Source organism: Actinomadura macrotermitis, from assembly GCF_009604375.1.
In the GTDB taxonomy this organism is placed as follows: Bacteria; Actinomycetota; Actinomycetes; order Streptosporangiales; family Streptosporangiaceae; genus Spirillospora; species Spirillospora macrotermitis.
The window spans coordinates 1,390,945-1,414,630 of record NZ_WEGH01000002.1 but is presented as its reverse complement, the minus strand read 5'-3'; the positions used below and the strand labels follow the sequence as shown (position 1 = coordinate 1,414,630).

Genomic DNA, 23,686 nt, shown 5'->3' with positions numbered 1-23,686 from the left:
CCTGTTATTCGTCGAAACGCCGCCACGGCATGCCCGACCGGCGGCAATCATTTTTTGACCATGGTCGCCGGACCCCCGCAGGCCCCTGGCGGCCGAGGATCCAGCAGATCCAGGCCAGCCCGCCGGCGGGCACCTCGATCGCGTAGGTGTAAAAGGAGTACAAGATCGTCGCGGCGGCGGCCGGGCCGCCCGCCACGCCGAAGTGCACCAGCAGCGCGGCGGTCCCGGTCTCGCTGATGCCGGCCCCGCTCGGGGTGACCACCGCCGTGGTGAGCATCCGGTTGATCGCGAACACCGCGACGGTCTCGGCGAGCCCGATCCGCGCGCCGACGGCGGCCAGGCAGGCCTGCAGCAGCCACGCCTGCAGCGCCAGGTAGGCGACCATGCCGAGCGTCAGGCCGCGCGCGCCGGTGCGCAGCACCCCGGCGGTCCGCGCGCGCACCTCCAGCAGCGCGCCGCCCGCGCGGGCCAGCAGCGCGGCGGGCCGGGCGGGCAGCCGCCCCGCCGCCCGGCGCAGGGTCCGGTCGACCGCCCGCGCGGCGCGCTCGGACCGCAGCGCCGGCCACGCCAGGCCCGCGGCGCCGAGCAGCGCGGCGGCGCCGAGGGCCGCCACGGCCGCGACGCGCCGGTCCGGCACCTGCCCCGCGGCGAGCAGCGCGATGATGGCGACGGCGGGCAGCAGCAGCCGCGCCAGCACGTTCCACACGCCGGTGACCAGCGTGGACACCGCGATCGCGGCGCCCCGGTGGCCCCAGCCGCGCGCCATCACGAACGTCGCGGCGACGCCCGCCGCGCCGCCGAACGGCAGCAGGTTGCTGACCGCGCTGCCGACCAGGTTCAGCAGGAACGCGTGCGGGTGGGTGAGGCCGGGCAGCGACGCGGTGAGGACGAAGGTGTAGGCCCACAGCCCGGCGAGCCAGAGCAGCGACAGCCAGACCAGCTCCCCGGGCCCGAGCCGGGACAGCTCCCGGCCGATCCGCGTCCAGTCGACGCCGACCAGGTAGGGCAGGGCGAGCACCAGGGCCACGGCCGCCGCCAGCGACAGAACCGACAGGACGGCACGGGCCGGTCGGTTCACCCGCGCGCCGTCGTGCCCGCGGGGGCACGGCCGCGCCGGCCGTCCAGCGGCCACCGGTCGAACGGGTGCGCGAGGACGGTCCCCGGAGGCAGGTCCCGCCGGACGTAGTACTCGGTGCCGAGCACCCGGCGGAACAGCGGGCGCGGCAGCCGCAGCAGCGCCGCGAGCGTGCGGACCGAGTCGCCGCCGCTCGTCTGGGTGGCGTGCGCGGCCATGCCGGCGCGCTTGGCGCCCGCCCAGGGCCCGACCCGCACCCGGTGCGTGATCTCGCCGCGGCCCGCGTAGGCGGTCTCGAAGCGGGCGACGTCGAGCGCGCGCGGCAGCAGCCCGCAGCGCGCGAGGGGGCGCAGCACCCGCAGCAGCAGGTCCCGGTCCACGGTCGCCTCCAGCACGACGGGGGTCCCGGCCAGCTCGGCGGCCGCGACCCCGACCCGGTGGACCTGGACGTGGTCGGGATGCCCGTACCCGCCCGCCGGGTCGTACACGGTGAGCAGGTCGGCGTCCTCCTCCAGCAGCAGCCGGGCCAGCCGGGCGGCGGCCTCGCCGACGTCCGCGCGGGCGAACCCGCCGGGCGCGGCGCCGTCCAGGCCCGAGTCGGCGTAGCCGAGCAGGACGACCCGCGCGCAGCCGAGCGCCGCCGCCGACGCGTGCAGCTCGGCCGTGCGGACCTCCCCCAGCCCGTCCCCGTCCCCCTTCCTGCCGGTGAGCCCCTTTTCGCCCGCCGTCGCCACGGCCAGCACGACGCGGTGGCCCTCGGCGGTCAGCCGGGCCATGGTGCCGGCCGTCAGCAGCGCCTCGTCGTCGGGATGGGCATGGAAGAAGACGCAGGTACGTCGCACGCCCTCTAGATTCCCGCGGCTCCGTGAAGATCAGGCCTCGGCGGCGTCAAACCTGTGCCAGCGCCCGGTGGGCGGGCGGCGGCGCCGGGCGCGGACTGCCGACACTCCCAGGGTGAGGATCCTCCACGTCAGTGACTGCTTCCTGCCCCGGCTCGGGGGGATCGAGGTGCAGGTGGACGAACTGGCCCGGGCGCAGCGGGCGGCCGGGCACGACGTCACCGTGGCCACCGCGACCCCGGGGCCGGACGCCGGCCGCGCCGTCCCGGTCGAGCGGCTCGTCGCGCCGCTGCCCTGGGAGCTGCCGGTCGGCCGGTCGCTCGGGCCGCTGCTGGAGGCCGGCAAGCCCGACATCGTGCATGTGCACGCGGGCGCGGTGTCGCCGTTCGCGTGGCGGGCGGTGCGCCGGGCCGGGCGCGCGGGCCTGCCGATCGTGCTGACCGTCCACAGCCTGTGGGGGCCGGTCAGCCGGTCGGCGTACCGGGCGCTGTTCGCGGGCTGGACGCGGCGGCCGGGCGGCCTCGTCGTCACGACGGTGAGCGAGGCGGCGGCGCTGCCGATCCGGCGGGTGGTGGGAGCGCGCGCGCCGGTGCGGGTGGTGTCGAACGGCATCGACCTCGCGGAGTGGTGCCGGCCGCCGGAACGCATGCCGCGTCCGGACGGGCGGATGCACGTGGTCGCGGTCGGACGGCTCGCCCCGCGCAAGGAGCCGATGACCCTGCTGCGGCTGCTGCGCGAGGTCGCAGCGCGCGCGCCGGTCCGGGCGACCGTCGTAGGGGACGGCCCCGCGCGGGCCCGGATGGAGCGCTACCTGAGACGCCACCGCATGGACGGCTGGGTGCACCTCACCGGACGGCTGGACCGCCCGGCCGTCCGGGAGGTGCTGGCGGGCGCGGACGTGTTCCTGGCGCCCGCCGCCCGCGAGTCGTTCGGGCTGGCCGCGCTGGAGGCGCGCCTGGCGGGCCTGCCCGTGGTGGCGCAGGCGGGCAGCGGCGTCGCCGGCTTCGTGGAGTCCGGCCGCGAAGGACTGCTCGGCCGGACCGTCCCCGAACTGGCGGCGGCGCTGCTGCTGCTCGCGGCCGACCCGGCGCTGCGGCACCGGATCGCCGCGCACAACCGGGCCACCGAGCCGGTGCGGTGCACCTGGCCGGCGGTCCTGTCGGCCTTCGACGGCTGCTACGAGCTGGCGTCGGCGAAGACGGCCTTGGCCCACTTGTAGTCGGACTTGCCGACCGCGGTGCGCTGCACCTCCTCGACCAGCTTGACCGTGCGGGGCAGCTTGTAGCCGGCGAGGCGGCCGCGGCAGTGCTCGGTCAGCTCCTCCAGCGTCGGCGCGGTGCCGGGGCGGGGCGCGACGACGGCGGCGACGCGCTGGCCGAACCGCTCGTCGGGCAGGCCGACCACGACGACGTCGTAGACGTCGGGGTGGTCCTTCAGCGCGACCTCGACCTCCTCGGGGTACACCTTCTCCCCGCCGGTGTTGATCATCAGGGAGCCGCGGCCGAGCAGCACGATCGTGCCGTCCTCCTCCAGCGAGGCGTAGTCGCCGGGCACCGACCAGCGCACCCCGTCGGCGTCGGTGAAGAACGTGGAGGCGGTCTTCTTCGGGTCGTTGTAGTAGCCGAGCGGGATGTGGCCGCTGCGCGCGAGCTTGCCGATCTCGCCGGGCCTGACGGGCTTGAGGTCGTCGTCCAGCACGGTGATGCCCGGCTTCATCTGGAAGCGGGCGGTGCCCTCCTTGCCGCCGACCGACGGCCCGCACGCGCCGGTCTCGGACGCGCCGTAGTTGTCGAGGAACAGCACGTTCGGCAGGTGCGCCTTCAGCTCGTCCTTGGCGCCCTCGGTGAGCGGCGCGCCGCCGGAGGCGATCGCGAACAGCGAGGAGACGTCGTGGCCGCCGCGGTCGAGCTCCTTGGCGATCGGGCGGGCCATCACGTCGCCGACGACCATCATCACGTTGGCCTGCTCCTCGGCGAGCAGGCGGAGGGCCTCGGCGGGGTCGAAGGCGTGGTCGGTGTACAGGACGACCTTGGCGCCGCTGAACAGGCCCATGCACGCCACCCACTGCCCGGCGCCGTGCATGACGGGCGCGCAGTCCAGCACCGCCATCGGCGGCTGCTCGGCGTTGGCGGCGATGGCCTCGGGGCTGGAGATCGGGTCGCCGAGGACGTTGCCGCCGCCGAGCGCGCCGAAGAAGATGTCCTCGCAGCGCCACTCGACGCCCTTGGGGTAACCGGTCGTGCCGCCGGTGTACATGATGTAGCGGTCGTCGCTGGAGCGCTCGGGGAACTCGTCCTCCCACTCCGTCCCGGCGAGCGCGGCCTCATAGGGGATCGAGCCGGGGACCTCGTTGTCCGCGCCGTCCTCGATCACCATGATGTGGCGCAGCTTCGGCAGGTCGGCGCGGACCTCCTCGACCTTGGCCAGCAGCGAGCGCTCGCCGATCAGGGCGACCGAGTCCGAGTCCGACAGCACGTGGTGCAGCTCGCCCGCGACGTAGCGGAAGTTCACCGGGATCGGCACCGCCCGGATCTTGAAGATGCCGAGCATCGCCTCGATCCACTCGACCCGGTTGTAGGCCAGGATCGCCACGTGCTGCCCCGCCCGCACGCCCGCCTCCGAGAGGTGGTGGCCGACGCGGCTCGCCCGCTCGTTCAGCTCCCGGTAGGTCCGGCGCTGGTCGCCGGCGACCAGCGCGGGCCGGTCGGGCCCGGCCTCGGCCAGGATTTCGAGCAGATCGGCCAGGTTGTAGCTGCGCGCCATGCCACGTCCTCGCGGGTCGGGGTGGGAGGAATTCCTCGAATCATCCTCAGCACATGATAAGTATTCAATTACTGCTGACAAACGGTCCAATGAGATGAGTCACACGGGCGGCCCCCCACCGGGCCGCCCGTGTGAGGCGTCACGGCAGCCGGACGTAGCGCAGCCGCGTCGCCACGCCGCTGTCGATCAGGCGGCCGTCGGGGCCGAACGTGCCGAGCCCGAAGTCGTTGTCGTTGATCACCGCGAGCGTGTGCCGGCCGACCGGCGCGATCCCCTCGATCTTGCCCGGGATGCCCGGCACCGCCGCCAGGTCCACGGCGAGGGTCTTCGGCAGCGCGGTCACCCCGGCGGGCACCCCGGCGTTCTTCTCCAGCGACGGCGCGGTGGCCGCGTCGTCCCAGGCCGAGCCCGCGATGTCGGTGGCCGGGCGCAGGTCGACGGTGTAGATCCGGGCGACCTTGTCGGTGCGCTCGTCCACCAGGATCCGGTGGTCGTCCAGCATGCTGAGGCCGGAGATCTTCATGTCGTTCTGCGAGCCGCACGACGCCGGGTCGAACGAGCAGACGTCCTCGAAGCGGTACACGTACTCGCCGGTGACCTGCCCGCGCCGCGGGTCGAACTTGAGGATCCGGGTGTTGCGGGACGCCTTGTAGGTCTTCTTGTCGGGGTTGGACAGCGGGCTCTGCACCGCCGCGTACAGCGACCGGCCGTCCGGCGAGACCGTCAGGCCCTCGAAGCCGCGGTTGTAGGTGCGCTTGTTCAAGATCGCCGGCAGCGTGTCGCGGACGGGGTAGTTCACGCCCGGCGCGCTCCACCCCTTCGGCACGAACCGCTCGACGACCTGGCCGCGCCGGTCCAGGTGCAGCAGCGACGGGCCGTACTCCTCGGCCACCCAGAACTCGCCGTTCGCGGTGCGGACCAGGCCCTCGGGGTCGATGCCGTCGGGGTTGAACGGCAGCCGCTGCGAGCCGTCCACCGTGTAGGGGGCCTCCTCGCGGCCCTCGATGTTCGGCAGGCCGGTGACCGGCTTGCCGTGCCGGCCGGTGATCGGGATCGTCGTGACGACCTTCAGCTTCCCGCCCCGCGCGAGCACCTTGACGATGGCCGGGTCGAACGAGGGCACCGGGAACGTGACGCGCTCCTCGCCGTTCACCGTGGCCGTGCCGTTCGGGCCGCGGTCGGTGATCGCCCAGAACTCGTCGCGGGGCGCGCCCGGCTCGTGGAACAGGTCGCTGCCGATGCCGCCGAGCGCGATGCCCCGGTCGTCGCCGATGCCGCGCTCGAACCTCTGCAGCGGGATGCGCGGCAGCGTCGCGCCCTCCTGGTCGTGGTGGGAGGCGGCGTGGGCGGTACCGGGGAACAGGACGGCGGCCGCGAGGGCGGCGATCCCGAGGGATGAGCGATGAATCACACGCGGAACCTAGGGGACCCGGGTGTACGGCCGGTGAGCTGCGGATGAAGCCTCGGGCGCCCCGGCCGGCCGCGCCGCATCCGGCCAATCGCCGATGTTCTTACACCCCTCTTATCCGCGCCAGGGCATGCTGTGCCGTAACGATTTCGTATCAGACGGGGGTAGCGGTGAGCGCAGGCGCGATGGCGTGGACCCCTCCCACATGGGAGGAGATCGTCAGTGAGCACTCCAGCAGGGTGTTCCGGCTGGCGTACCGGCTGACCGGCAACCGGCACGACGCCGAGGACCTGACCCAGGACGTCTTCGTCCGGGTCTTCCGTTCCCTGTCGTCCTACAGCCCCGGCACGTTCGAGGGCTGGCTGCACCGCATCACCACCAACCTCTTCCTGGACCGCGCCCGGCGCAAGCAGCGCATCCGCTTCGACGCGCTCGCCGACGACGCCGCCGAGCGGCTGCAGGGCCGCGAGCCGTCGCCCGCGCAGGTCTACGACGACCACCACCTGGACGCCGACATCCAGAAGGCGCTGGACTCCCTGGCCCCCGAGTACCGGGCGGCCGTGGTGCTCTGCGACATCGAGGGCCTCACCTACGAGGAGATCTCCGCCTCGCTCGGCGTCAAGCTCGGCACCGTCCGCTCGCGCATCCACCGGGGCCGCGCGCAGCTGCGCACCGCGCTGGAGCACCGCCGGCCCGTGACGGAGGCGCCCGTGGTGGAGGCGCCCGCGGTGAACTGCCCGAGCTGAGCGCCCGGGTGAAGCACCGGTGACGTGATGACCGTCACCGTGACCGATAAGTGAACGCTGGCTTACGCTCCCCCCGTGGACATCGTCTTCGAGCGCCGCGGATCCGGCGCGCCCCTGGTCCTGCTGCACGGCATCGGCCACCGCTGGCAGGCCTGGAAGCCCGTCATGGACCGGCTCGCCGCCGAGCGTGACGTCATCGCGGTCGACCTGCCCGGTTTCGGCATGTCGCCGCCGCTGCCGGAGGGCACCCCCTACACGCTGGACTCCGCGATGGAGTCCCTCGCGGGCGCCTTCGCCCACCTCGGCCTGGACCGCCCGCACATCGCGGGCAACTCCCTCGGCGGCCTGTTCAGCCTGGAGGCCGCCGACCGCGGCCTGGTCTCCTCGGCGACCGCGCTGTCCCCGGCCGGCTTCTTCAACGCCGCCGAGCTGCGCTACGCCATGTCGGTGCTGCGCGCGTCCCGGATGGGCGCGCGCGTCCCCGACGCGGTGCTCCAGCAGCTCGCCCGCTCGCCGCGCCGCCGCAAGGCGCTCTTCGGGATGATCTACGGCCGCCCCGACCTGCTGGAGGTCGAGGAGCTGGTCGCCGACGCCCGCGCGATGCGCACCGCGATCGGGTTCGAGCCGACGCTGCGGGCGGGCCGCGACACCCGGTTCCTCGGCTCGTGCGCCGACGTGCCCGTCACGATCGGGTGGGGCGTCAACGACCGGGTGCTGCTGCCCCGGCAGGCCATCCGGGCGCAGCGGCGGCTGCCGAACGCCCGGTTCGTGTGGCTGGAGGGCTGCGGGCACGTCCCGATGGGCGACGACCCCGAGCTGGTCGCCAAGGTCCTGCTGGAGGGCAGCGCGCACCCGCTGCTGTCGTCCGCTACGACGCCCGAAGCGGCCACCGCGTAGCGGCGTCGCGGCCCTGCCGGAACCCCTCCCGGTAGACCGGCGCCCAGCGCGTCCGGTCGGCCAGGTCGGGCCCGAACGCCTCCCGCGCGGCCGTGTCGGGGACCAGGTGCAGGTCCGCCCCGGCCGGCGGCCCGCCGACGTTCGGCATCGGTTCGGCCAGCACGACCGGGCCGTGCCCGGCGGCGAGGTGGACGTGGGAGCCGCCGCCGAACGCGCCGTCCATGTAGAGGCGCCCGTCGAGGGTGACCGGGCGGGCGTAGCCGGGTGCGGCGCTGCTGGCCGAGACCGCCGCGACGAGCGGCACCCCGCCCTCCCAGACCGCGACCGTGCCGCGCTCGACGTCCACGGTGGTGATGAGCAGCCGCCGCCCGGGCCACTCGTCGGTGCCGACGAGGAAGCGCATGTTCGCTAGGTGCTCCTCCTCGGGCAGCGCGTCGGCGGCGAGCGCCAGCCGGCCGACCCGCCGCAGCTTCTCGGGGTGCTCCAGGCCGGGCTCGCCGAGGACGCGGAACACCTCGGCCATCACCGTGCTCATGGCGCTCTTGCGGCCCGGCCGGTTCGCCGGGACGTCGGCGAAGCCGGCCGGGTCGCGGCCGGCGGTCAGCAGCGCGCCGACGATCGCGCCCGCCGACGTCCCGACGACCAGGTCGGCGTCCGCCGGGTCGACGCCCTCCTTGCGCAGCCCGGCGGCCAGGCCGAGCAGCCAGGCCGTGCCGACGGGGCCGCCCGGCCCGAGCACCAGTGCCGTCATCGTTCCTCCTCGAAGGTCATGCCGAGAAGGCTAGGAGCCGGCGGTCTCCGGCGGCATCCGTCGATCGACCGGTCCGCCGGCGATCGCGGCGTCCAGCAGGCCGAGCACGGTGGGCACGGCGTCGGCGGTCTCCCCGTCCTCGGCGAGCGAGTCGAAGACCGCGAAGCCGGTCAGGGTGAAGATCAGCACGCCCAGCCGCCGGTGGCCGGTCCCGCCGGCCAGGCGCTGGGCCAGCACCTCGGCGCCCATCCGGCGGCGCTCGTCGCGGGCGGCGATGACCTGCCCGACCTCGGCGTCCAGCGCCGCCAGCCCGTGCAGGCGGCGGATGCACGCCCGGTCCGCCCCCCAGAACCCGGCCATGGCCCGCACGAACCCGGCCAGCGCGTCGCGCGGTCCGGGCCGCGCGAACGCCTCGGCGATGTGCTCGATCCGGCCGCGCGCGGCCAGGTCGTCGCAGAGCGCCTCCAGCAGGCCGGTCTTCGTGCCGAACTGGTAGTAGACGGTCGCGCGGGAGACGTCGGCGCGGCGGGCGATCGCGTCCACCGCAACGACGCCGTCGTCCACCAGCAGGTCGCGGGTGGCGCGGATGATGCGGGCGCGGGTCTCGTCCACCGCGGCCTTGCGGCGTCCCATCTCGTACTGCCTCGGGCTCATCCCCGCCTCCCTGCCGACGTCATCCGGCAGTATCGCCCATCGGCCCGTCCGCCAGCGCCCGCACCAGGGCGGCGAGCACCGCCCGCTGCCCGGCCGGCGTGGGGTGCAGGCCGTCGGGGCCGAGGAGCAGGGGGTCGTCCCCGGGCCGGAACGCCCCGGCCAGGTCCACGACGGGTTCGGGCCGCCGCCGGATGCCTTCGGCGACGGCGGCGATGTCGTCGTTGCGCCACGCGCTGCCGGTGTGGCCGAAGGACGGGTGCGCGGCGATGCGCCGCTCGTCGACCGGGTGCGGGGTCATCCACACCCACCGCGCGTCGGCCACCGGGGCCAGGGTGCGCAGCAGGCCGAGGTTGCGCAGGGTCTCGTGCGCGCCGACCAGCGTGGTGCCGCCGACCGACCGCGTGTCGTTGGTGCCGAGCTTGCACACGACCCGGTCGACGGGCCCGGTCTGCCGCAGCACGCCGGTCCAGCGGCCGAGGGCCTCGGTGGTGGTCTGCCCGGACACCGCCGCGTTCACCACGGTCACCGCGCCCGCGCCGTGCCGCTCGTCCAGCAGGTGGCGCAGCATCTCCAGCCAGGACAGCCGGTCGGCGGTGTCGCTCTCGCCGACGGCGAGGACCGTCTCGCCCTTCTCGAACGGCAGCCGCCCGACCTGGTCGGCGAAGCCGGGGTCCGCCAGCATCTGGAGCGCCTCGTCGCGGGCCCGGCGGGAGAGGTCGTCGGCGCACCGCCGGTAGGCGGCCGGCTCCAGGCCGAACACCGCCGCCAGGCGGTCCTCGCCGGCGCCGCCGAGGAACGGCAGCGAGCGCTCCGGGCGCATGTAGCGGACGAGCCGCTCCGTGTCGGGCCTCATCGGGTCATCCGCACGGTCGCGAAGATCAGCCACAGCATGCCGCCGAACCGCGCGATCGGCAGCAGGAACGCCGCCGGCTGGGCGGCCAGGCAGAGCAGGGACAGCAGGGCCAACGCGAGCAGGACCAGGCCCGCCGCGCGCGCCCAGCCGGGCAGGGCCGCGCCCAGGCCGGCCGCCGTCGCGCCGATCATGACGCCGAGCGCGGCCACCCCGGCCGGGCCGCCGGTCAGGAACGCCAGGTCGTGCAGGGCCCGCACGAGCGGCCCGTCGGCCTGGACGGCGTCGCGCACCGCCACCCAGCCGACCATCGCCGACAGCACGTGGAAGGCGGCGGCGACCCCGCCGGCGGCCGTGATCAGCCGCGCGGCGGCGCCGCCGGCGGCCTCGGCCAGCCGGACCGCCAGCAGCAGCAGCGCCACCGACGAGACGCACTGGAGCAGGCTCTGCAGCACCACGGCGTCGTGGTTGCCGGCGAAGTAGCGCCGGATGTCGGCGTCGGCGGCGAACGGCGAGGGGAACGTCGCGTCGCCGATGATCGACGAACCGGCGACGCTCGCGACGAACGGCACCACGAACGCCAGCGCCAGGACGACCGGCGGCAGGCCACGGCGCGCGGGCCGGGCGACGGTGCCCGTGGTGGCAGGCGCGGCGGTCACATCATCACCCGCCCGCCGCTGACGTCGATCGTCTGGCCGGTGATCCACGACGAGGCGTCCGACGCCAGGAACAGCGCCGCGCCCGCCACGTCGTCCGGCTCGCCGAGCCGCCCGAGCGGGTGGAACGCCGCGACCCGCTGCCGCACCTCCTCGGTCATCAGCTCCGCCATCCGCTCGGTGCGCACCGAGCCGGGCGCCACGCAGTTCACCCGGACGCCGGACGCGGCGGCCTCCAGGGCCACCTGGCGGGTGAACATCAGCACGCCGGCCTTGGCGGCGGCGTAGGCGGCGCTCGCCCCGCCGGGCAGCCGGCCGGCGGTGGAGGCCATCGTCACGATCGAGCCGTGGCCGCGCCCGGTCATCGCGGGCAGGAACGCGCGGACGGTCAGGAAGGTCGCGGTCAGGTTGCCGTCCACGACGGCGCGCCAGCGCGCGGGGTCCATGCCCGCCGTCGGCTCGGGCCGGCCGTCGCCGCCGGCGAAGGCCAGCAGGACCGACGGCGGCTCCCAGGCCGCGGCGATGCGCCGTGCGGCGGCGTCCAGGGCGTTCTCGTCGGTGCAGTCGGCGACGACGGGCAGCGCCTCGCCGCCCGCGGCCTTGATCTCGTCGGCGACGGCGGCGAGCGCCGCCTCGTCCCGCCCGATCGCCGCCACGCGGGCGCCCTGCCGGGCGAACGCCCGGCAGGCCCCCGCGCCGATGCCGCGCGAGCCGCCGGTGACGGCGACCACCCGCCCGGCCAGATCCGGGTACTGGGCCTTCATGGTCCCCTCCGATGCTCGGTTCTTAATTCAGTCATACAGTATGTCTGAATAAATCGCCAGGCACGAAGGAGCCCCCGTGAACGTCCTCATCGTCGGCGCCGCCGGCCGCACCGGCGGCCTGCTCGTGGACCGCGCCCTCGCCGAAGGCCACACCGTCACCGCGCTCGCCCGCGACCCCGGCAAGGTCCCCGGGCCCCGCGCCGGGCTGACGGCGGTGCGCGCCGACGTCCTCGAACCCGCCGCCCTGACCGGCCCCATGAGCGGGCAGGACGCCGTCGTCGTCGCCCTCGGCGTGCGGGGCCGCGGCGCCACCACGGTCTTCTCCGCGGGGTGCGGCAACGTGATCGCGGCGGCGGAGGCCGCGGGCGTGCGGCGGCTCGTGGCGATGTCGTCGGCGGGCCTGGACACCGGCCACCTGCCGCAGCCGCAGCGCCTGGTCACCCGCCTGGTGGTGGGCCTGGCCTACCGGGAGATCCACGCCGACCTCGCCCGGATGGAGGAGGCGGTGCGGGCGTCGGCGCTCGACTGGACGATCCTGCGCGCCCCCATGCTGAAGGACGGCGGCCCGACCGGCGCCTACCGGGTCGCGGTGGGCGGGCACCTGGACCGGCCGGGCCCGGTCGACCGGGCCGACGTCGCCGACTGGATCGTCCGCGACCTGCGCGAACCCGCCACCTTCGGACAGTTCGTCGAGATCGGCGGCGGCTCCGCCAAAAGTTCGCGCAAAGCCGGGTGACGGCCCGCGCCGCCCGCCGACCTGGCCGTTTATTCATGTGAGGTATGAGCGAGCCGAACCAGCAGGGCGCCGTGGTCGCGGCTCCGCAGAGTCCCCCGCCGGCAGGTCGCCGGACGTTCCTCTCAGGTGCCCGGGAATCGGCGGCCGTCGTCTGGGCGTGCTGGCTGATGTCGCGTGCGGCGACGCTGCTCTTCGCCGCGTCTGCGCTGCGCCTGCTGCACCACCTGAGCAGCGACATGCGCGTCTACGCGCCCTGGAGCAAGGTGATCGCCGGCGGGGCCTTCCCGACGGGCCAGCGGTGGCAGTACCCGCCGCTGGCCGCGCCGGTCATCGCCGCGCCCCGCCTGCTCGGGTTCCTGCCCTACCCCGTCGCGTTCCTGCTGCTGGCGCTGCTGGCCGACGCGCTGGTCCTGGCGCTCCTGCTGCGTTCCGGCCGGCGCCGCGCGGGGGCCTGGTTCTGGGTCGCCGGCCTGTTCGCCCTCGGCGGCATCGCCTATTTCCGGTACGACCTGTTCGTGACGGCGGTCGCGGTGGCCGCCCTGCTCGCGCTGCCGCGCCAGCGGGTCTTCGGGGCGCTCGCCGGCGCCGGCGCCATGCTCAAGATCTGGCCCGCGCTCCTCCTGCTGGCCGTCCCCCGGGACCGCCGGGCGCTGCGGGCGGTGGCGGGCTTCGCGGCGGCCGTCCTGGCGGTCGTGGCGGGCGCCGCGCTGTTCGCGCCGGGGCAGGCGGGCTTCCTGGAGCAGCAGGGCGGCCGCGGCATGGAGATCGAGGCGGTGGCCGTCACGCCGTGGCAGCTCGCCCGGCTGTTCGGCCACCTCACCCCGCTCGTGCACCGGTACGGCTGCGTCCAGTTCGCCGGCCGGCACATGGACGCCGTGGCCCTGGCCTGCCAGGCGGCCACCGCCGGCGGGCTCGCGCTGGTCGCCCTCCTCGCCTGGCGGCGCGGCCCCTGGACCCCGGCGGCGGCCTGCGACACCGCCCTCGCGGCCGTGCTCGTCGCCGTCGTGACCAGCCGCGTCCTGTCGCCCCAGTACCTGGTCTGGCTGATCGGCCTCGGCGCGGCCGCGCTGGCCTTCCCGGGACGGCGGCGGGCCCCGCTCGCCGTGCTCCTGCTGGCCGCGGCCCTGCTCACCCAGCTCGTCTTCCCGATCGGGTGGGACGGCCTGCGCCGGCACGACCCCGACCCGCTGCCGGTGCTCGTCCTGACCGCCCGCAACCTGCTCCTGCTGGCGGCGACCGCCCTGGCGGTCCTCCGGCTCAGGCCGTCCGCCGCCGGTAGTACGCCACGGTGACGACGGCGAGGAGGGGCCCCCACGCCAGCAGCGGCGCGTAGCAGGCGTAGAGCAGGCCGAGCTGCCACCGGTGCGGGAAGGTCTCCCGGAACGCCGGGGTCGGCTCCAGCGCCAGGAAGTACAGCGCGCTGATCGCGATGAGGGCGGCCGCGCCCAGCGCCGCCGGGATCACCGCGGCCAGGACCGGGATCCGGCGGCCGCCGAGGCCGGGGACCCGGCGCGGCACCTCCTCGCCCCACCGGCTGACCAGGCCGACGGTCAGGAACGCCAGCGCCTCGCTGACCAGGCTGAGCACGATCATGTAGAGCCAGCCGGGCATGCCGCCGGGGCCGTCGCCGCTCCCGCCGGCCGGGCGCTCGGAGATCGGCAGGTCGAACACACCGAACGCCAGCCGCCACAGGCACGAGGGCAGCACCACCAGCGTGGTGGCGTAGGCGGCCAGCCGGATCGGGCGCGGCACCCCCTCGGCGGGGCGGCCGTGGAAGCGGACGAAGAGGCTGTCGGAGGTCACGCTGGGCTCCTCGGTCATCACCGCGCCGCCGGGGTGGCGGCGCCGTGACCAGCCTCGTCCGGCGCCCTCGGGTCGCGCCTCCCCCGCGCGGGCCGGTCCGCTCGGCCGCCGGAGGGAGTCAGCGCCGGCCGAGCGCGACGACCGCCTCGATGGTCGCGGCGCGGCGCCGGGCGAGCGCGGCCTGCTCGTCGTCCTCGTCCAGGACGAGCCGGCGCAGCTGCGGGACGGCGAAGTTCCACGCGATCAGGCCGAGGACGGTGAACAGCCAGTCCTGGGCGGTGCGGGTGGGGTCGTCCGCTCCCTCGGCGACGCCGCCGGCCAGCACGTCGCGCACGTTGGCCCGGTAGCCCGCGCGGCGCTCGGCCTCGCCCTCGACCGGGCCGGGGCCGTTCTCCAGTGCCTCCCAGAGCAGCAGCCTGATCAGCTCGGGATGCTCGCCGTACCAGTCGAACAGCTGCCCGACGGATTCGGCCAGCGCCGCCGGGTCGAGCCCGGCGGAGTTGCAGATCTCGTCCACCTTGCCCTGGAGGACGGCGCCGAAGAGCTTGTCCTTGTTGCCGTAGTAGAGGTAGATCGCCTGCTTGTTGGCGCAGGCGGCGCGGGCGATCCGGTCGATCCGGGCGCCGGCCAGGCCGTGCGCGGCGAACTCCGCCATGGCCGCGTCGAAGATCCGCCTCTTGGTCGCCTCCGCGTCGTAGCCCATGCCCCGATTAAACCATCCGGTTGACTTGCCGCCCCCGCGCCCGCCATGATCTAAAACAACCGGATGGTTTATTTCTGAGGAGATCCCATGACCAGCGCCGCCCTCCCTATCCGCTCCCCGCTGCCCACCGGCCTCGCCGGCGCCTCCGTCGTCATCGTCGGCGGCACCTCGGGCATCGGCCTGGCCGCCGGCGCGCTGCTGCGCGGGATCGGCGCCCGCGTCGTGCTCGTCGGCCGCGACCAGGCCCGGCTGGACGCCGCCGTCGCCCGCACCGGCGCGGACGGCGTGCGCGCCGACGGCTCCGACGAAGGGGCCCTCGCCGCGGTCTTCGACCACGCCGGCTCCGTCGACCACGTCCTGGTGACCGCCGGCGGGCTGAGCGGCGCCGGCGCCGTCACCGACGTGTCGGCGGACGACGTGCGCGCGGTGTTCGACAGCCGCGTCTGGGGCGCGTTCGCCGCGGCCCGGGCGGCGGCCGGCCGCCTCCCCGCGGGCGGCTCGATCACCTTCAGCTCGGGCACCTACGCGATCCGCCCGATCCCCGGCATGACCGGCCCGCTCGCGGCCATCGGCGCCGTCGAGACCTTCACCAGGGCGCTCGCGGTCGAGTTCGCGCCCCGGCGGCTGCGGGTGAACGCCGTCCGCTACGGCATCGTCGACACCCCGCTGATGCGCGGGGCGTCCGGCCTGGCCACCGACGAGGCGATGGCCGCCGCCGGCGCGCAGACCCTGCTCGGCCGCTTCGGCACCGCCGAGGAGGCGGCCGCGTCCGCGCTGTTCCTGATGGCCAACGCCTACGTCAACGGCCAGGTCATCACCGTCGACGGCGGCCAGAGCCTGGTCTGACCCCGCTCAGGCGGGGCCGACGTGCGCGGCCAGCAGCCGCCACCCGCCGTCGTGGATCCAGGTGCGGGTGTAGCGCACCCGCGCGCTGAACCGCTCACCGTCGAGGACGCCTTCGAGGGTGCCGAGGAACCAGGTGACGCCGGTGCGGCCGTCGGCGAGCACCGTCAGCTCCTCCTCCTCGACCCGGTCCAGGCGCTGGCGGCCGGAGCGCTGGAGTTCCAGATCGTCCTGCTTGGAGTACAGGGCGCCGCCGGGGCCGGTGAAGACGAGCCGGTCGTCCAGCAGGAGCTCCAGCGCGTCGGCGTCGGCGGCCAGCTGGGCGGCCTGCAGGCGCCGCTCGGCGTCGCGCAGCTCATCGGTCAGGTCGGCATCCATGGGCGATCCTCGTTTCCGGCAGGGGGACGGCGTCCCGTGCAACGTACCCCTCAGGCGGGCTGGGCGACGGCCGGCACGAAACCAGCCCCGCCGTTTCAGCAGAACGCGCGCACGAACGTCTGTGTAGTTAGGAGCCCAGAGAAAGGCGGCCCGTCACGTGCCGAAAGCCGATTCGTTAACCCCGCCTACAGCACCGCCATCAGAGGCGCTGTCCGAGCTGTTCCAGCAGCACGCGCGGCGGCTGGTGCACATCGCGGTGCTGCTCGTCGGCGACCGGGGGCTCGCGGAAGAGGTCGTGCAGGACGCTTTTCTCGGTCTGCACCGCCGGTGGCGGCGCACGGGACCACCGGAGAACCCCGAGGCGTATCTGCGCACGTCGGTGGTGAACGGCTGCCGGTCCGGGCTGCGCCGCCGCCGGGTGGCGGCGCTGGCGCGGGTCCAGCACCGTGTCCCCGAGGGGTCGGCGGAGAGCGCGGCGCTGCTGCGCGAGGAGCACGCCGAGGTGCTGGCGGCGCTGGACCGGCTCACCCGGCGGCAGCGCGAGGTGCTCGTGCTGCGCTTCTACCTGGACCTGGACGACGCCGAGATCGGCTCGGCGCTCGGGGTGAGCCGCGGCACCGTCTCCTCGACGATCTCCCGCGCGCTGCGCGGCCTGGAAGAACTCCTGGGAGGACGGCGATGACCACCGATCTGGAACGACGGCTCCGCTCCGCCTTCGAGGCGAGGACGTCCGGGGTGCGGCCGCCCGCCGAGCCCGTCTGGGACGCCCCGCCGACCCGGCGCGCGCCGCGGCTGCTGCTGCCGGTGGCGGCCGCGGCGCTGATCGCGGTGCTCGCCCTCTTCCTCGCGCAGCTGCGAGGCGGCACGGAACCGCAGGAGCCGTCCCTGGCCCTCGGCGGCGTGGCGCCGGTGAAGCCGGCCGCGTCACCCACGCTGGTCTTCAAGTACGACGGCAAGCCCAGGACGAAGGTCGTGGAGGTCGCCACGAACCGGATCACCGGAACGGTCGAGCCGCCGCCCGGATACACCATGGCCGGGCCCGGCGCGGTCGCCGTGGACAACCGCACCTACTTCTTCACGGTGTCCGGACGCGGGCGCCGGTTCGTCGCCCGGGTCCAGGTCGATGACCGGGGCCGTCCCGGGCCCGCCGAGCTGGTCGCGCGCGCCCCCCGCACGCGCGACGTCGCCGCCGCCGTGCCGCGCCCCGCCGTCCGGCCGACCGGCAGGCCGTCGGCCTGGGCGGAGATCGACGCGATCGTGCCGTCGCCCGACGCCACCCGGCTCGCGCTGCTGCTGAGCGGCGCGGACGGCGACGCGGTCATGGTCTGGGAGCTGCGCACCGGCACCGGCCGCATGTGGGGCGGCGGGCCGGAGATCGGCGCCCTCGCCTGGACCTCCGACGGGCGCCGGGTGCGCTGGGCGGCGGACGGCGTGGCCGGGGACCTCGACCCCGCCGCCGCGCCGGGCCGGCTGCCGGCCGGCCGGGCCGTCCCACCGGCCGGCGACCCGCTCGGGGCGCTGCTGCTCCCGAACGGCGACCGGCTCGCGGTGCGGCAGGCCGGGCCGGCGATGCGGCTCGTGGTGCTGCCCGCCGGGCCGGGAAGCGTCCGCGTGCTGGACCAGTGGAACCAGTCGCCAGGTTCGGTCAGGCTGCCGTCCGTCGACGCCACCGGCCGGTACGCCCTCTACGCGCGCCGGGGCGCCGAGGTGCGGATCGACATCCACACGGGCCGCCGCTCCCCCACCCGCCTGGCCCCGCTCGACACCTTGCTGAACATGGAGCTGGCCTACCTGTGGTGACAGCGGATCAGGCGGGCTGGGCGGCGGCCGCGACGGGGCGGGGCGCCAGGCGCACGGCCGCCAACGCGATCCAGCCCCAGGCGACGGCCGACGCGAGCGCGAACAGCAGCCCCATCTCGGGCGCGTAGACGTAGGGCAGCACCAGGTAGCCGACGCCCACGGCCACGTCGGCGGCGGCCATCCCCGTGAGCCCCTCGGACCGGTGCCGGCGGGCCAGCACGAACAGGGCCCCGACCAGCGCGAACCCCGCCACCATGGCCGCCACCCCGTGCCCGATGCCGTGCCAGGTCGTCTCCTCGGGAACGCCGACGGGGTATCCGGCCACCGGGTCGGCGACCATCAGCCCGGCGGCGACCAGGCCGGCGCCGAACACCGCGACCAGCCGCGGCAGCCAGGTGCGCCCCGGCCCCTCGGCCAGCGCCCGGCCGAGGCCCGCGGCGGTGAGCACGAACAGGGCGCCGGTGACGACGAAGTTCGCCGCCTGGACCCAGCCGCCCGGCCCGGCGGCCAGCTGGCTGATCATGTGGGGGCCGAGGTCGAAGCCGTCGGCGGCGGGCAGCTGCGCGGCCACCACCGCGAAGAACAGCGGCGTGCCCACCGCGCCGCCGGACAGGAGCACCCGGGTCCGCTTGTCGCTCATCTTCTTTCCCCTTCGCCGGCCACGGCAGCGCCGCCACCACTTGTGTACGATGTCCACTTCTGTGGACGCCGAGATCATGACACACATATGTGGATGCTGTCCACATAAGGGAGCGACAGATGCCCGAGCAGACCGGACCGCCCAAACGCAGCACCTACCGGCACGGCAACCTGCGCCAGGCCCTCCTGGACGCCGGGATCGGGCTGGCGCGCGCCGGCGGCCCCGACGCGGTGGTGCTGCGCGCGGCCACCCGCCAGGCGGGGGTGGCGCCGAACGCCGCCTACCGGCACTTCGCCGACCGCGAGGCCCTGGTGCACGCCGTCTCACTGGAGGCCATGGCCGAACTCGCCCGCACCATGGAGGCCGAGCAGGCCGCCCTCCCGCCGGAGCCCGACCCCGTCCGCGCCGCCCGCGCGCGCTTCCGCGCCGTCGGCACCGGCTACCTGCGGTTCGCGCGCCGCGAGCCGGGCCTGTTCCGCGCGGCCTTCTTCGTGCCGGCCGACATGACCCAGGCCGAGGCCGCCGTCTCGGCCGGAACGGGCGGCCTCACCCCGTTCCAGCTGCTCGGCGCCGCCCTGGACGACCTCGTCGCCTGCGGCGCCATGCCCGAAGAGCGCCGCCCGGGCGCCGAGTTCCTCATCTGGTCATGCGTGCACGGCCTGGCCGTCCTGCTGATCGACGGCCCGCTGCGCGGGCTCCAGGAATCCCAGACCGACGAGGCCGTGCACCAGCTGATCGACCTGGTCGAACGCGGCCTGTGACCTCAGCGCCGCGTCTTCGCCCAGATCATCCGGCGGCCGATCTCGGCGGGGGCCTCCCGGCCGATCTCCTCGACGCGGTCCAGCCGGTAGCCGAGCCGCCGGGGGACGGCCGCGCTGGCGGTGTTGGCCTCGTCGCAGTGGATCTCGATCCGCCCGATCCCCGGCAGCGCGAACCCCGCGTCGGTGAGGGCCCCGGCCGCCCTGGTCATCAGGCCCTTGCCGGTGTGGTCGCGGTGCAGCCAGTAGCCGATCTCCAGGGCGCCCGGCCCGACCCGCGCGTGCAGGCCCGCGGTCCCGAGCAGCCGCTCGCCGCCGGGGTCGAAGATGCCGTAGACGAAGGCCTCGCCCGCGTCCCACTGGCCGATCGTCAGCTCGACGAAGGCCGCCTGCTCATCCGCCTGGGGCCGTTCGGCGGCCCAGGGCATCCACGGGTGCAGCGCCTCGAACGACTCCAGGACGGCCGCGTGCAGGGTCGGCGCGTCGGCGGGCGTCCAGCGGCGCAGCAGCATGCCGTCGAGGGCGATGAGCTCGGGCGGCTTCATCTCCCGATGATGAAAGCCGCCCCGCCCGGCGGGCAAGTGCTTTCCTTTTCGGCGCGGGCCGTCACACTCGACGCCGGAGGCGGGTCATAGGGGCGACGACAAGGCCGGCGCGGGATCGCCCCGGCGTCCCCGAAAGGAACATCAGCGATGAAGTCTCGGATGAAGAACCCGGCGTACGTGCTGCCCGAGGGCCTGGAGGGCATCCAGACGATGTTCAAGGGCATCTACTCCGGCGGCGCGCCGCAGGAGGTGCTGGAACTGTCCGCGCTGCGCGCCAGCCAGATCAACGGCTGCGGCGCGTGCGTGTACTCCCACGTGCGGAACCTGCGGAAGGCCGGGGAGAGCGAAGACCGCATCGGCAACGTCGCGGCCTGGGAGGAGGCGCCCTTCTACAGCGACGCCGAGCGGGCCGCGCTGGCGCTGGCCGAGGCGATGACGCGCCTCGGCGACCGCAGCGGCGACGCGGTCCCCGACGAGCTGTGGGACCGGGTCGCCACCCACTTCGACGAGCGGCAGCTCTCCGCCGTCATCCTCAACATCGCGCTGACCAACCTGTTCAACCGGCTCAACGCCACCATCAAGGAGCCCGCGGGCCAGAACTGGGGCTGATCCCGCCGCCCCGCCCGGCGGTTCACGGGCCGCCGGGCCGGGGGCGCAGCCCGTCGAGGATGATCTGGGCGAGGTGCGCCGAGCCTTCGCCGCCGGTCTCCGCCTCGGCGTGGCGGATCGCGGCGAAGGCGCCGGCGACGAGGGCCATCACCTCGCCGGCGGTGAGGTCGGGGCGCACAACGCCGGCGGAGCGCGCGCGGTCGAGCAGGCCCGCGACCTGGCGGGTGAGGTCCGCCGCGACGTCCGGGGCGGCGCTGCGCAGGTCGAACTCGGCGGCGGCGAGCGCGCTCTTCACCACGGCGTTCTCCGCGCCCGAGGCCATCATCCGGGACAGCAGCGTGAACAGCGCGGCCGGGTCGTCGCCGCCGGCGAGCGCCTCGCCCTCGGCCACCAGCCGCCTGATCTGGTCGATCGCGACGGCGAGATAGAGCGCCTCCTTGGTGGGGAAGTGCCGGTGGACGGTGCCGGGGCCGACGCCCGCGCGGCAGGCGATCTCGTCGAGCGAGACGCCGAGGCCCTCGGTCGCGAACAACCGCTGCGCGGTCTGCAGCACCCGGTCGCGGTTGCGGCGCGCGTCGGCCCGCAGCCCCCGGTCGTTCCCGGGAGCAGCCGGGGGCTCAGGTGATCGGCTGGACATCACGCCCTAGCTTAACCGGGGCGCCGCCCCGTATGCTGCGAACAGAACCGGGGCGTCGCCCCGGTTAAAGGAGGCCGCACCGATGACCACCCGCGAGGAAGCACGCGCCCTGGTGCTGCGGATGCAGGAATGCTTCAACACCCGGCGGTTCGACGAGGCCGCCGGCCTGTTCACCCCCGGCTTCTTCAGTCACCCGCTCGGCGCCACCGGGTTCGCCGCGGGCAGGGACGCCTGGCGCCAGGTCGTCGCCCGGTTCCCGGACATGCGGGTCGTGGCCGACGACATCCTGGTCGACGGCGACAGGGTCGCCGTCCGCTCGTCGGTCACGGGCCTCGGCGGCACGCCGCCCACGCTGATCGAGATCTTCCGCATCGACGACGGCCGGCTCGCCGAGGCCTGGGGCGTCACCGAAGGCCCCGATCCCCGAACCTGATCCGCGCACCTCGACCTTCTGGAGCCCGCATGTCCATGCCCGGTGACATCCGTGAGATCAACCGATCGGTCATCGAGGAATTCCGCGCCAACGGCGGCGTCGTCACCCAGCTCGGCCTGGAAAATACGCGCGTGGTCCTGCTGACCACGACGGGCGTGAAAACAGGGCTGCCCCGCACAACGCCGCTCGGCTGTTTCGAGGACGGGCCCGGCCGCGTCTTCGTGTGGGCCTCGGCCATGGCGGCCCCGGCGCATCCCGCCTGGTACCGCAACCTCGCCGCGAACCCGCGGGTGACCATTGAACTCGGAACCGGATCGGGCACCGTAGAGCACTACGAGGCCATCGCCACCACTGCCGAGGGGGCGGAACGCGAACGGCTCCTCGGCGTCCTCAAGGAGGCCCGGCCGCATATCGCGGCCCATCAGGACCGCACCGATCGGGAAATCCCCGTTGTGGTGGTCGAATATCGCAGCCAGGCGACGTAGTCGGCCACGGCGGCGTCGGCGTCATAAGCAGGAGCGAAGCCGGTGTCGTCGTGCAGGCGGGTGACGTCGAGACGCTGTTCTTCGCCTTGGGAGCGCCCTTCGGCCAGCTCGATCGGGGCGTCCGGGACGGCCTTCCGCAGCGCCGCCACGACCTGCGCGTTCGTGGTGACGCGGCCGGAACCGATGTTGTAGACGCCGTGCCGGAGCGTCCCGGCGGTCTGCAGGAGGGCGATGGCGCGGCCGCAGTCCGGCGCGTAGAGGGCGTCGATGCCGTCGCCAGCGTGCACCGGCTTCGGGTAGGGCTCGCCGCGCACGGCCGCGTTCACCAGGCCGGGGATGGCGAAGAACGGTGAATCCGCGCGTCCGTGCGGGCCCCAGATCGCGCCGATCCGCATGCTGACGGCATTGTCCGCGGCGACGGCCGCCAGCGCCTCGGCGCTCCGCTTGAACGCGGGGGTCGGGTGCGGCGCGCCCGGCGGGAGGGGCGCGTCCTCGCGGAACACCGCGCCCCGGACGCCGGCGTAGACGCCGATCGTGCTGGCGACGCAGATGCGGCGGACGCCCCAGGCCCGTGCCGCCTCCAGGGCGTTGAGCAGGCCGGACGTGTTGGCGCGCAGCTCGGCGAGCACGTCCGTACCGCGCAGCGGGGCGCTCGCCAGGTGGACGATCCCGGTGATGTCGTACCGGTCGCCGAGGGCGAGGAAGGCGGACCGGTCGGCCATGTCGAGCCGTTCGGCCGCCGCGCCCTCGGGGAGCTCGCGCGGCGCGGCGGAACGCGAGACGGCCAGGCACGGTTCCCCCAGGTCCAGCAGCGCCCGCGTGACGTGCGAGCCGATGAACCCCAGGCCGCCGGTGATCAGGATCATGCGCCCCTCCATTTCGTTAGCGTGCTAGCGAAATCCTAGAGGCGAGATCGTTAGCAGGCAAGCGACCGTAGGATCGGGGCATGGACGACGTGCTCCGGCTCTCCACCCGCGCCCACAAGCTCATGCGCGCGGCCTCCGACGCGGCGATGAGCGAGCACGGCGTCCGGATCGGGCAGAACCTCCTGCTGGAGGTGCTCTGGGAGGAGGACGGCCTGACCCCCGGCGAGCTGGCCGCCCGGCTCGGGCTCACCACCCCGACCGTCGTCAACACCGCCACCCGGATGGAGGCCGCGGACCTGGTCGTCCGGCGCCGCGACCCCGCCGACGCCCGGCTCGTCCGGCTCTACCTGACCGACCGGGGCCGCCGCGCGGAGGAGCCGGTCAAGCGGGCGCGGCGGCGCCTGGAGGAGCGCATCACCGCCGGCCTCACCGACGACGAGCGCCGCCACCTGCGCAGCGCCCTCGAAAAGATCATCGCCGAGCTGTCCTGACGCGGTACCGCCCGAGGACGGCGGCGCCCTGCCGGTCGGCCGATACGCACTCCAGGTCGGCGGGCGGCGCCTCGGCGGGGAACAGCCGCCGGCCCGCGCCGAGGACGGTGGGGAAGGTCAGCAGCCGGTACTCGTCGATCAGGTCCCGCGCCATCAGCAGGTGAACGACGCTCAGGCTGCCGGTGATGATCACATCGCGCCGCTCCCGCTCGACGGCCGCGACGACGTCGTCGACGACCTGCGAGTCGGCCCACCCCGAAGTGTCGGTCAGCGTGCGGGAGGCGACCAGCTTGGGCACGGCGTTCATCCGCCGGGCGAACGGGTCGTCGCGCCCCGGCCAGATCCCCGAGAACAGCTGCCAGGTCTCGCGCCCCAGCAGCAGGACGCCCTCGTCCAGGGTGGCGCCGAGCCGGAACTTGTCCCCGGCGACCGCCTCGGCCCCGTGCCGGAACGCCCACCCGCCGGCCGGCGTGCCGCCGGACCCGTCCGGGTCGGACACGACGCCGTCCAGGGTGATGAACTCGATGACGATGACGCTCACGATGAATGGTTCCCT

30 protein-coding genes are annotated in these 23,686 nt (G+C 75.0%); 13 read left to right on the top strand and 17 right to left on the bottom strand.

Features of this window, described 5'->3' with window-relative positions; translation table 11 throughout:
* Positions 1-4: 4 nt before the first annotated feature.
* Together ACRB68_RS18520 and ACRB68_RS18515 are read right to left on the bottom strand one after the other, a co-directional pair.
* Positions 5-1,078 carry a lysylphosphatidylglycerol synthase domain-containing protein gene (locus ACRB68_RS18520; RefSeq protein WP_328594390.1) on the bottom strand — a complete coding sequence of 358 codons (1,074 nt, stop codon included), beginning with the start codon at positions 1,076-1,078 and terminating at the stop codon, positions 5-7.
* Positions 1,075-1,917: a PIG-L deacetylase family protein gene (locus ACRB68_RS18515; RefSeq protein WP_328594389.1), complete on the bottom strand. Its 843-nt coding sequence runs from the start codon at positions 1,915-1,917 to the stop codon at positions 1,075-1,077. The genes ACRB68_RS18520 and ACRB68_RS18515 overlap by 4 nt, the downstream gene beginning before the upstream one ends.
* Before the next feature lie 112 nt (positions 1,918-2,029).
* On the opposite strand from ACRB68_RS18515, the gene ACRB68_RS18510 reads away from it, so the two are divergent.
* A complete protein-coding gene (locus ACRB68_RS18510; protein ID WP_328594388.1) occupies positions 2,030-3,133 on the top strand; it encodes a glycosyltransferase in 1,104 nt (367 codons plus the stop codon).
* Here ACRB68_RS18510 and ACRB68_RS18505 read toward each other — a convergent pair.
* Positions 3,091-4,677 (bottom strand): acyl-CoA synthetase, encoded by a 1,587-nt coding sequence (locus ACRB68_RS18505; protein ID WP_153533792.1) that lies wholly within the window; start codon positions 4,675-4,677, stop codon positions 3,091-3,093. The two genes, ACRB68_RS18510 and ACRB68_RS18505, sit on opposite strands and share 43 nt — an antisense overlap.
* Positions 4,678-4,816: 139 nt before the next feature.
* A complete protein-coding gene (locus tag ACRB68_RS18500; RefSeq protein ID WP_328594387.1) occupies positions 4,817-6,088 on the bottom strand; it encodes an esterase-like activity of phytase family protein in 1,272 nt (423 codons plus the stop codon).
* Positions 6,089-6,270: 182 nt separating this feature from the next.
* Between ACRB68_RS18500 and sigE the strand changes: the two genes are divergently transcribed.
* Both sigE and ACRB68_RS18490 read left to right on the top strand, forming a co-directional pair.
* Positions 6,271-6,831 carry an RNA polymerase sigma factor SigE gene (gene sigE, locus ACRB68_RS18495; protein WP_153535082.1) on the top strand — a complete coding sequence of 187 codons (561 nt, stop codon included), beginning with the start codon at positions 6,271-6,273 and terminating at the stop codon, positions 6,829-6,831.
* A 75-nt stretch (positions 6,832-6,906) separates the two neighbouring features.
* Positions 6,907-7,728 (top strand): alpha/beta fold hydrolase, encoded by an 822-nt coding sequence (locus ACRB68_RS18490; RefSeq protein WP_328594386.1) that lies wholly within the window; start codon positions 6,907-6,909, stop codon positions 7,726-7,728.
* On the opposite strand, the gene ACRB68_RS18485 is transcribed toward ACRB68_RS18490, so the two are convergent.
* The 5 genes from ACRB68_RS18485 to ACRB68_RS18465 are packed head-to-tail and all read right to left on the bottom strand — an operon-like array spanning position 7,700 to position 11,403.
* A complete protein-coding gene (locus tag ACRB68_RS18485) occupies positions 7,700-8,479 on the bottom strand; it encodes a patatin-like phospholipase family protein (RefSeq protein WP_153533789.1) in 780 nt (259 codons plus the stop codon). The genes ACRB68_RS18490 and ACRB68_RS18485 overlap by 29 nt on opposite strands.
* 30 nt (positions 8,480-8,509) lie before the next feature.
* Positions 8,510-9,133 carry a TetR/AcrR family transcriptional regulator gene (locus ACRB68_RS18480; protein WP_153533787.1) on the bottom strand — a complete coding sequence of 208 codons (624 nt, stop codon included), beginning with the start codon at positions 9,131-9,133 and terminating at the stop codon, positions 8,510-8,512.
* Between the two features lie 19 nt (positions 9,134-9,152).
* Positions 9,153-9,986, bottom strand: coding sequence for an SGNH/GDSL hydrolase family protein (locus ACRB68_RS18475; protein WP_153533785.1), 834 nt, complete (start codon positions 9,984-9,986; stop codon positions 9,153-9,155).
* Positions 9,983-10,642: a hypothetical protein gene (locus ACRB68_RS18470; protein ID WP_153533783.1), complete on the bottom strand. Its 660-nt coding sequence runs from the start codon at positions 10,640-10,642 to the stop codon at positions 9,983-9,985. Before ACRB68_RS18470 ends, ACRB68_RS18475 begins: the two co-directional genes overlap by 4 nt.
* The gene (locus tag ACRB68_RS18465) at positions 10,639-11,403 is read right to left on the bottom strand and encodes an SDR family NAD(P)-dependent oxidoreductase (protein WP_153533781.1); all 765 of its coding nucleotides are present in this window, start codon (positions 11,401-11,403) and stop codon (positions 10,639-10,641) included. Before ACRB68_RS18465 ends, ACRB68_RS18470 begins: the two co-directional genes overlap by 4 nt.
* 76 nt (positions 11,404-11,479) lie before the next feature.
* Between ACRB68_RS18465 and ACRB68_RS18460 the strand changes: the two genes are divergently transcribed.
* Positions 11,480-12,139 carry an NAD(P)-dependent oxidoreductase gene (locus ACRB68_RS18460; RefSeq protein WP_153533779.1) on the top strand — a complete coding sequence of 220 codons (660 nt, stop codon included), beginning with the start codon at positions 11,480-11,482 and terminating at the stop codon, positions 12,137-12,139.
* A gap of 44 nt (positions 12,140-12,183) precedes the next feature.
* Entirely contained in the window at positions 12,184-13,431 is a 1,248-nt protein-coding gene (locus tag ACRB68_RS18455) for a glycosyltransferase 87 family protein (protein ID WP_153533778.1), read from the top strand.
* On the opposite strand, the gene ACRB68_RS18450 is transcribed toward ACRB68_RS18455, so the two are convergent.
* Positions 13,397-13,942, bottom strand: a complete 546-nt coding sequence (locus ACRB68_RS18450) for a hypothetical protein (protein WP_153533776.1) — start codon at positions 13,940-13,942, stop codon at positions 13,397-13,399. The two genes, ACRB68_RS18455 and ACRB68_RS18450, sit on opposite strands and share 35 nt — an antisense overlap.
* A 118-nt stretch (positions 13,943-14,060) precedes the next feature.
* Positions 14,061-14,645 (bottom strand): TetR/AcrR family transcriptional regulator, encoded by a 585-nt coding sequence (locus tag ACRB68_RS18445; RefSeq protein ID WP_153533774.1) that lies wholly within the window; start codon positions 14,643-14,645, stop codon positions 14,061-14,063.
* Between the two features lie 87 nt (positions 14,646-14,732).
* On the opposite strand from ACRB68_RS18445, the gene ACRB68_RS18440 reads away from it, so the two are divergent.
* The gene (locus ACRB68_RS18440) at positions 14,733-15,491 is read left to right on the top strand and encodes an SDR family NAD(P)-dependent oxidoreductase (RefSeq protein WP_153533772.1); all 759 of its coding nucleotides are present in this window, start codon (positions 14,733-14,735) and stop codon (positions 15,489-15,491) included.
* A 6-nt stretch (positions 15,492-15,497) separates the two neighbouring features.
* Here ACRB68_RS18440 and ACRB68_RS18435 read toward each other — a convergent pair whose 3' ends face one another.
* On the bottom strand, positions 15,498-15,866 hold the full coding sequence (locus ACRB68_RS18435; RefSeq protein ID WP_153533769.1) for a nuclear transport factor 2 family protein: 369 nt from the start codon (positions 15,864-15,866) through the stop codon (positions 15,498-15,500).
* Between the two features lie 157 nt (positions 15,867-16,023).
* Here ACRB68_RS18435 and ACRB68_RS18430 point away from each other — a divergent pair, with 157 nt between their 5' ends.
* Positions 16,024-16,548 (top strand): RNA polymerase sigma factor, encoded by a 525-nt coding sequence (locus ACRB68_RS18430; RefSeq protein WP_328594385.1) that lies wholly within the window; start codon positions 16,024-16,026, stop codon positions 16,546-16,548.
* Positions 16,545-17,666 carry a hypothetical protein gene (locus tag ACRB68_RS18425; protein WP_153533767.1) on the top strand — a complete coding sequence of 374 codons (1,122 nt, stop codon included), beginning with the start codon at positions 16,545-16,547 and terminating at the stop codon, positions 17,664-17,666. The genes ACRB68_RS18430 and ACRB68_RS18425 overlap by 4 nt, the downstream gene beginning before the upstream one ends.
* A gap of 7 nt (positions 17,667-17,673) precedes the next feature.
* Here the strand turns inward: ACRB68_RS18425 and ACRB68_RS18420 are convergent, their stop codons facing one another.
* Positions 17,674-18,306 (bottom strand): DUF998 domain-containing protein, encoded by a 633-nt coding sequence (locus tag ACRB68_RS18420; RefSeq protein ID WP_153533764.1) that lies wholly within the window; start codon positions 18,304-18,306, stop codon positions 17,674-17,676.
* Between the two features lie 119 nt (positions 18,307-18,425).
* Here ACRB68_RS18420 and ACRB68_RS18415 point away from each other — a divergent pair, with 119 nt between their 5' ends.
* Positions 18,426-19,067, top strand: a complete 642-nt coding sequence (locus ACRB68_RS18415) for a TetR/AcrR family transcriptional regulator (RefSeq protein ID WP_153533763.1) — start codon at positions 18,426-18,428, stop codon at positions 19,065-19,067.
* Between the two features lie 2 nt (positions 19,068-19,069).
* On the opposite strand, the gene ACRB68_RS18410 is transcribed toward ACRB68_RS18415, so the two are convergent.
* Positions 19,070-19,609: a GNAT family N-acetyltransferase gene (locus ACRB68_RS18410; RefSeq protein ID WP_153533761.1), complete on the bottom strand. Its 540-nt coding sequence runs from the start codon at positions 19,607-19,609 to the stop codon at positions 19,070-19,072.
* Between the two features lie 147 nt (positions 19,610-19,756).
* Here ACRB68_RS18410 and ACRB68_RS18405 point away from each other — a divergent pair, with 147 nt between their 5' ends.
* Positions 19,757-20,218 (top strand): carboxymuconolactone decarboxylase family protein, encoded by a 462-nt coding sequence (locus ACRB68_RS18405; protein WP_153533760.1) that lies wholly within the window; start codon positions 19,757-19,759, stop codon positions 20,216-20,218.
* A gap of 22 nt (positions 20,219-20,240) precedes the next feature.
* Here the strand turns inward: ACRB68_RS18405 and ACRB68_RS18400 are convergent, their stop codons facing one another.
* A complete protein-coding gene (locus ACRB68_RS18400) occupies positions 20,241-20,855 on the bottom strand; it encodes a TetR/AcrR family transcriptional regulator (protein WP_153533758.1) in 615 nt (204 codons plus the stop codon).
* An 82-nt stretch (positions 20,856-20,937) separates the two neighbouring features.
* Here ACRB68_RS18400 and ACRB68_RS18395 point away from each other — a divergent pair, with 82 nt between their 5' ends.
* The gene (locus ACRB68_RS18395; RefSeq protein ID WP_153533756.1) at positions 20,938-21,288 is read left to right on the top strand and encodes an ester cyclase; all 351 of its coding nucleotides are present in this window, start codon (positions 20,938-20,940) and stop codon (positions 21,286-21,288) included.
* 29 nt (positions 21,289-21,317) lie between these two features.
* The gene (locus tag ACRB68_RS18390) at positions 21,318-21,773 is read left to right on the top strand and encodes a nitroreductase/quinone reductase family protein (RefSeq protein WP_153533754.1); all 456 of its coding nucleotides are present in this window, start codon (positions 21,318-21,320) and stop codon (positions 21,771-21,773) included.
* Here ACRB68_RS18390 and ACRB68_RS18385 read toward each other — a convergent pair.
* Positions 21,710-22,639, bottom strand: a complete 930-nt coding sequence (locus ACRB68_RS18385) for an NAD-dependent epimerase/dehydratase family protein (RefSeq protein ID WP_153533752.1) — start codon at positions 22,637-22,639, stop codon at positions 21,710-21,712. The two genes, ACRB68_RS18390 and ACRB68_RS18385, sit on opposite strands and share 64 nt — an antisense overlap.
* An 80-nt stretch (positions 22,640-22,719) precedes the next feature.
* Here ACRB68_RS18385 and ACRB68_RS18380 point away from each other — a divergent pair, with 80 nt between their 5' ends.
* Complete coding sequence (locus tag ACRB68_RS18380; protein WP_153533750.1) at positions 22,720-23,130, top strand: MarR family winged helix-turn-helix transcriptional regulator; 411 nt, start codon at positions 22,720-22,722, stop codon at positions 23,128-23,130.
* Here ACRB68_RS18380 and ACRB68_RS18375 read toward each other — a convergent pair.
* Positions 23,111-23,671, bottom strand: coding sequence for a dihydrofolate reductase family protein (locus ACRB68_RS18375; protein WP_207709726.1), 561 nt, complete (start codon positions 23,669-23,671; stop codon positions 23,111-23,113). The genes ACRB68_RS18380 and ACRB68_RS18375 overlap by 20 nt on opposite strands.
* Positions 23,672-23,686: the final 15 nt, after the last annotated feature.

What these genes read in the sequence shown, in the direction of transcription:
- ACRB68_RS18505 (WP_153533792.1), bottom strand. Translation starts at nt 4,677, where the DNA reads ATGGCGCGCAGCTACAACCTGGCCGATCTGCTCGAAATCCTGGCCGAG.
- sigE (WP_153535082.1), top strand. Translation starts at nt 6,271, where the DNA reads ATGGCGTGGACCCCTCCCACATGGGAGGAGATCGTCAGTGAGCACTCC.
- ACRB68_RS18485 (WP_153533789.1), bottom strand. Translation starts at nt 8,479, where the DNA reads ATGACGGCACTGGTGCTCGGGCCGGGCGGCCCCGTCGGCACGGCCTGG.
- ACRB68_RS18480 (WP_153533787.1), bottom strand. Translation starts at nt 9,133, where the DNA reads ATGAGCCCGAGGCAGTACGAGATGGGACGCCGCAAGGCCGCGGTGGAC.
- ACRB68_RS18475 (WP_153533785.1), bottom strand. Translation starts at nt 9,986, where the DNA reads ATGAGGCCCGACACGGAGCGGCTCGTCCGCTACATGCGCCCGGAGCGC.
- ACRB68_RS18465 (WP_153533781.1), bottom strand. Translation starts at nt 11,403, where the DNA reads ATGAAGGCCCAGTACCCGGATCTGGCCGGGCGGGTGGTCGCCGTCACC.
- ACRB68_RS18455 (WP_153533778.1), top strand. Translation starts at nt 12,184, where the DNA reads ATGAGCGAGCCGAACCAGCAGGGCGCCGTGGTCGCGGCTCCGCAGAGT.
- ACRB68_RS18445 (WP_153533774.1), bottom strand. Translation starts at nt 14,645, where the DNA reads ATGGGCTACGACGCGGAGGCGACCAAGAGGCGGATCTTCGACGCGGCC.
- ACRB68_RS18440 (WP_153533772.1), top strand. Translation starts at nt 14,733, where the DNA reads ATGACCAGCGCCGCCCTCCCTATCCGCTCCCCGCTGCCCACCGGCCTC.
- ACRB68_RS18435 (WP_153533769.1), bottom strand. Translation starts at nt 15,866, where the DNA reads ATGGATGCCGACCTGACCGATGAGCTGCGCGACGCCGAGCGGCGCCTG.
- ACRB68_RS18425 (WP_153533767.1), top strand. Translation starts at nt 16,545, where the DNA reads ATGACCACCGATCTGGAACGACGGCTCCGCTCCGCCTTCGAGGCGAGG.
- ACRB68_RS18420 (WP_153533764.1), bottom strand. Translation starts at nt 18,306, where the DNA reads ATGAGCGACAAGCGGACCCGGGTGCTCCTGTCCGGCGGCGCGGTGGGC.
- ACRB68_RS18415 (WP_153533763.1), top strand. Translation starts at nt 18,426, where the DNA reads ATGCCCGAGCAGACCGGACCGCCCAAACGCAGCACCTACCGGCACGGC.
- ACRB68_RS18410 (WP_153533761.1), bottom strand. Translation starts at nt 19,609, where the DNA reads ATGAAGCCGCCCGAGCTCATCGCCCTCGACGGCATGCTGCTGCGCCGC.
- ACRB68_RS18405 (WP_153533760.1), top strand. Translation starts at nt 19,757, where the DNA reads ATGAAGTCTCGGATGAAGAACCCGGCGTACGTGCTGCCCGAGGGCCTG.
- ACRB68_RS18400 (WP_153533758.1), bottom strand. Translation starts at nt 20,855, where the DNA reads ATGTCCAGCCGATCACCTGAGCCCCCGGCTGCTCCCGGGAACGACCGG.
- ACRB68_RS18395 (WP_153533756.1), top strand. Translation starts at nt 20,938, where the DNA reads ATGACCACCCGCGAGGAAGCACGCGCCCTGGTGCTGCGGATGCAGGAA.
- ACRB68_RS18390 (WP_153533754.1), top strand. Translation starts at nt 21,318, where the DNA reads ATGTCCATGCCCGGTGACATCCGTGAGATCAACCGATCGGTCATCGAG.
- ACRB68_RS18385 (WP_153533752.1), bottom strand. Translation starts at nt 22,639, where the DNA reads ATGATCCTGATCACCGGCGGCCTGGGGTTCATCGGCTCGCACGTCACG.
- ACRB68_RS18380 (WP_153533750.1), top strand. Translation starts at nt 22,720, where the DNA reads ATGGACGACGTGCTCCGGCTCTCCACCCGCGCCCACAAGCTCATGCGC.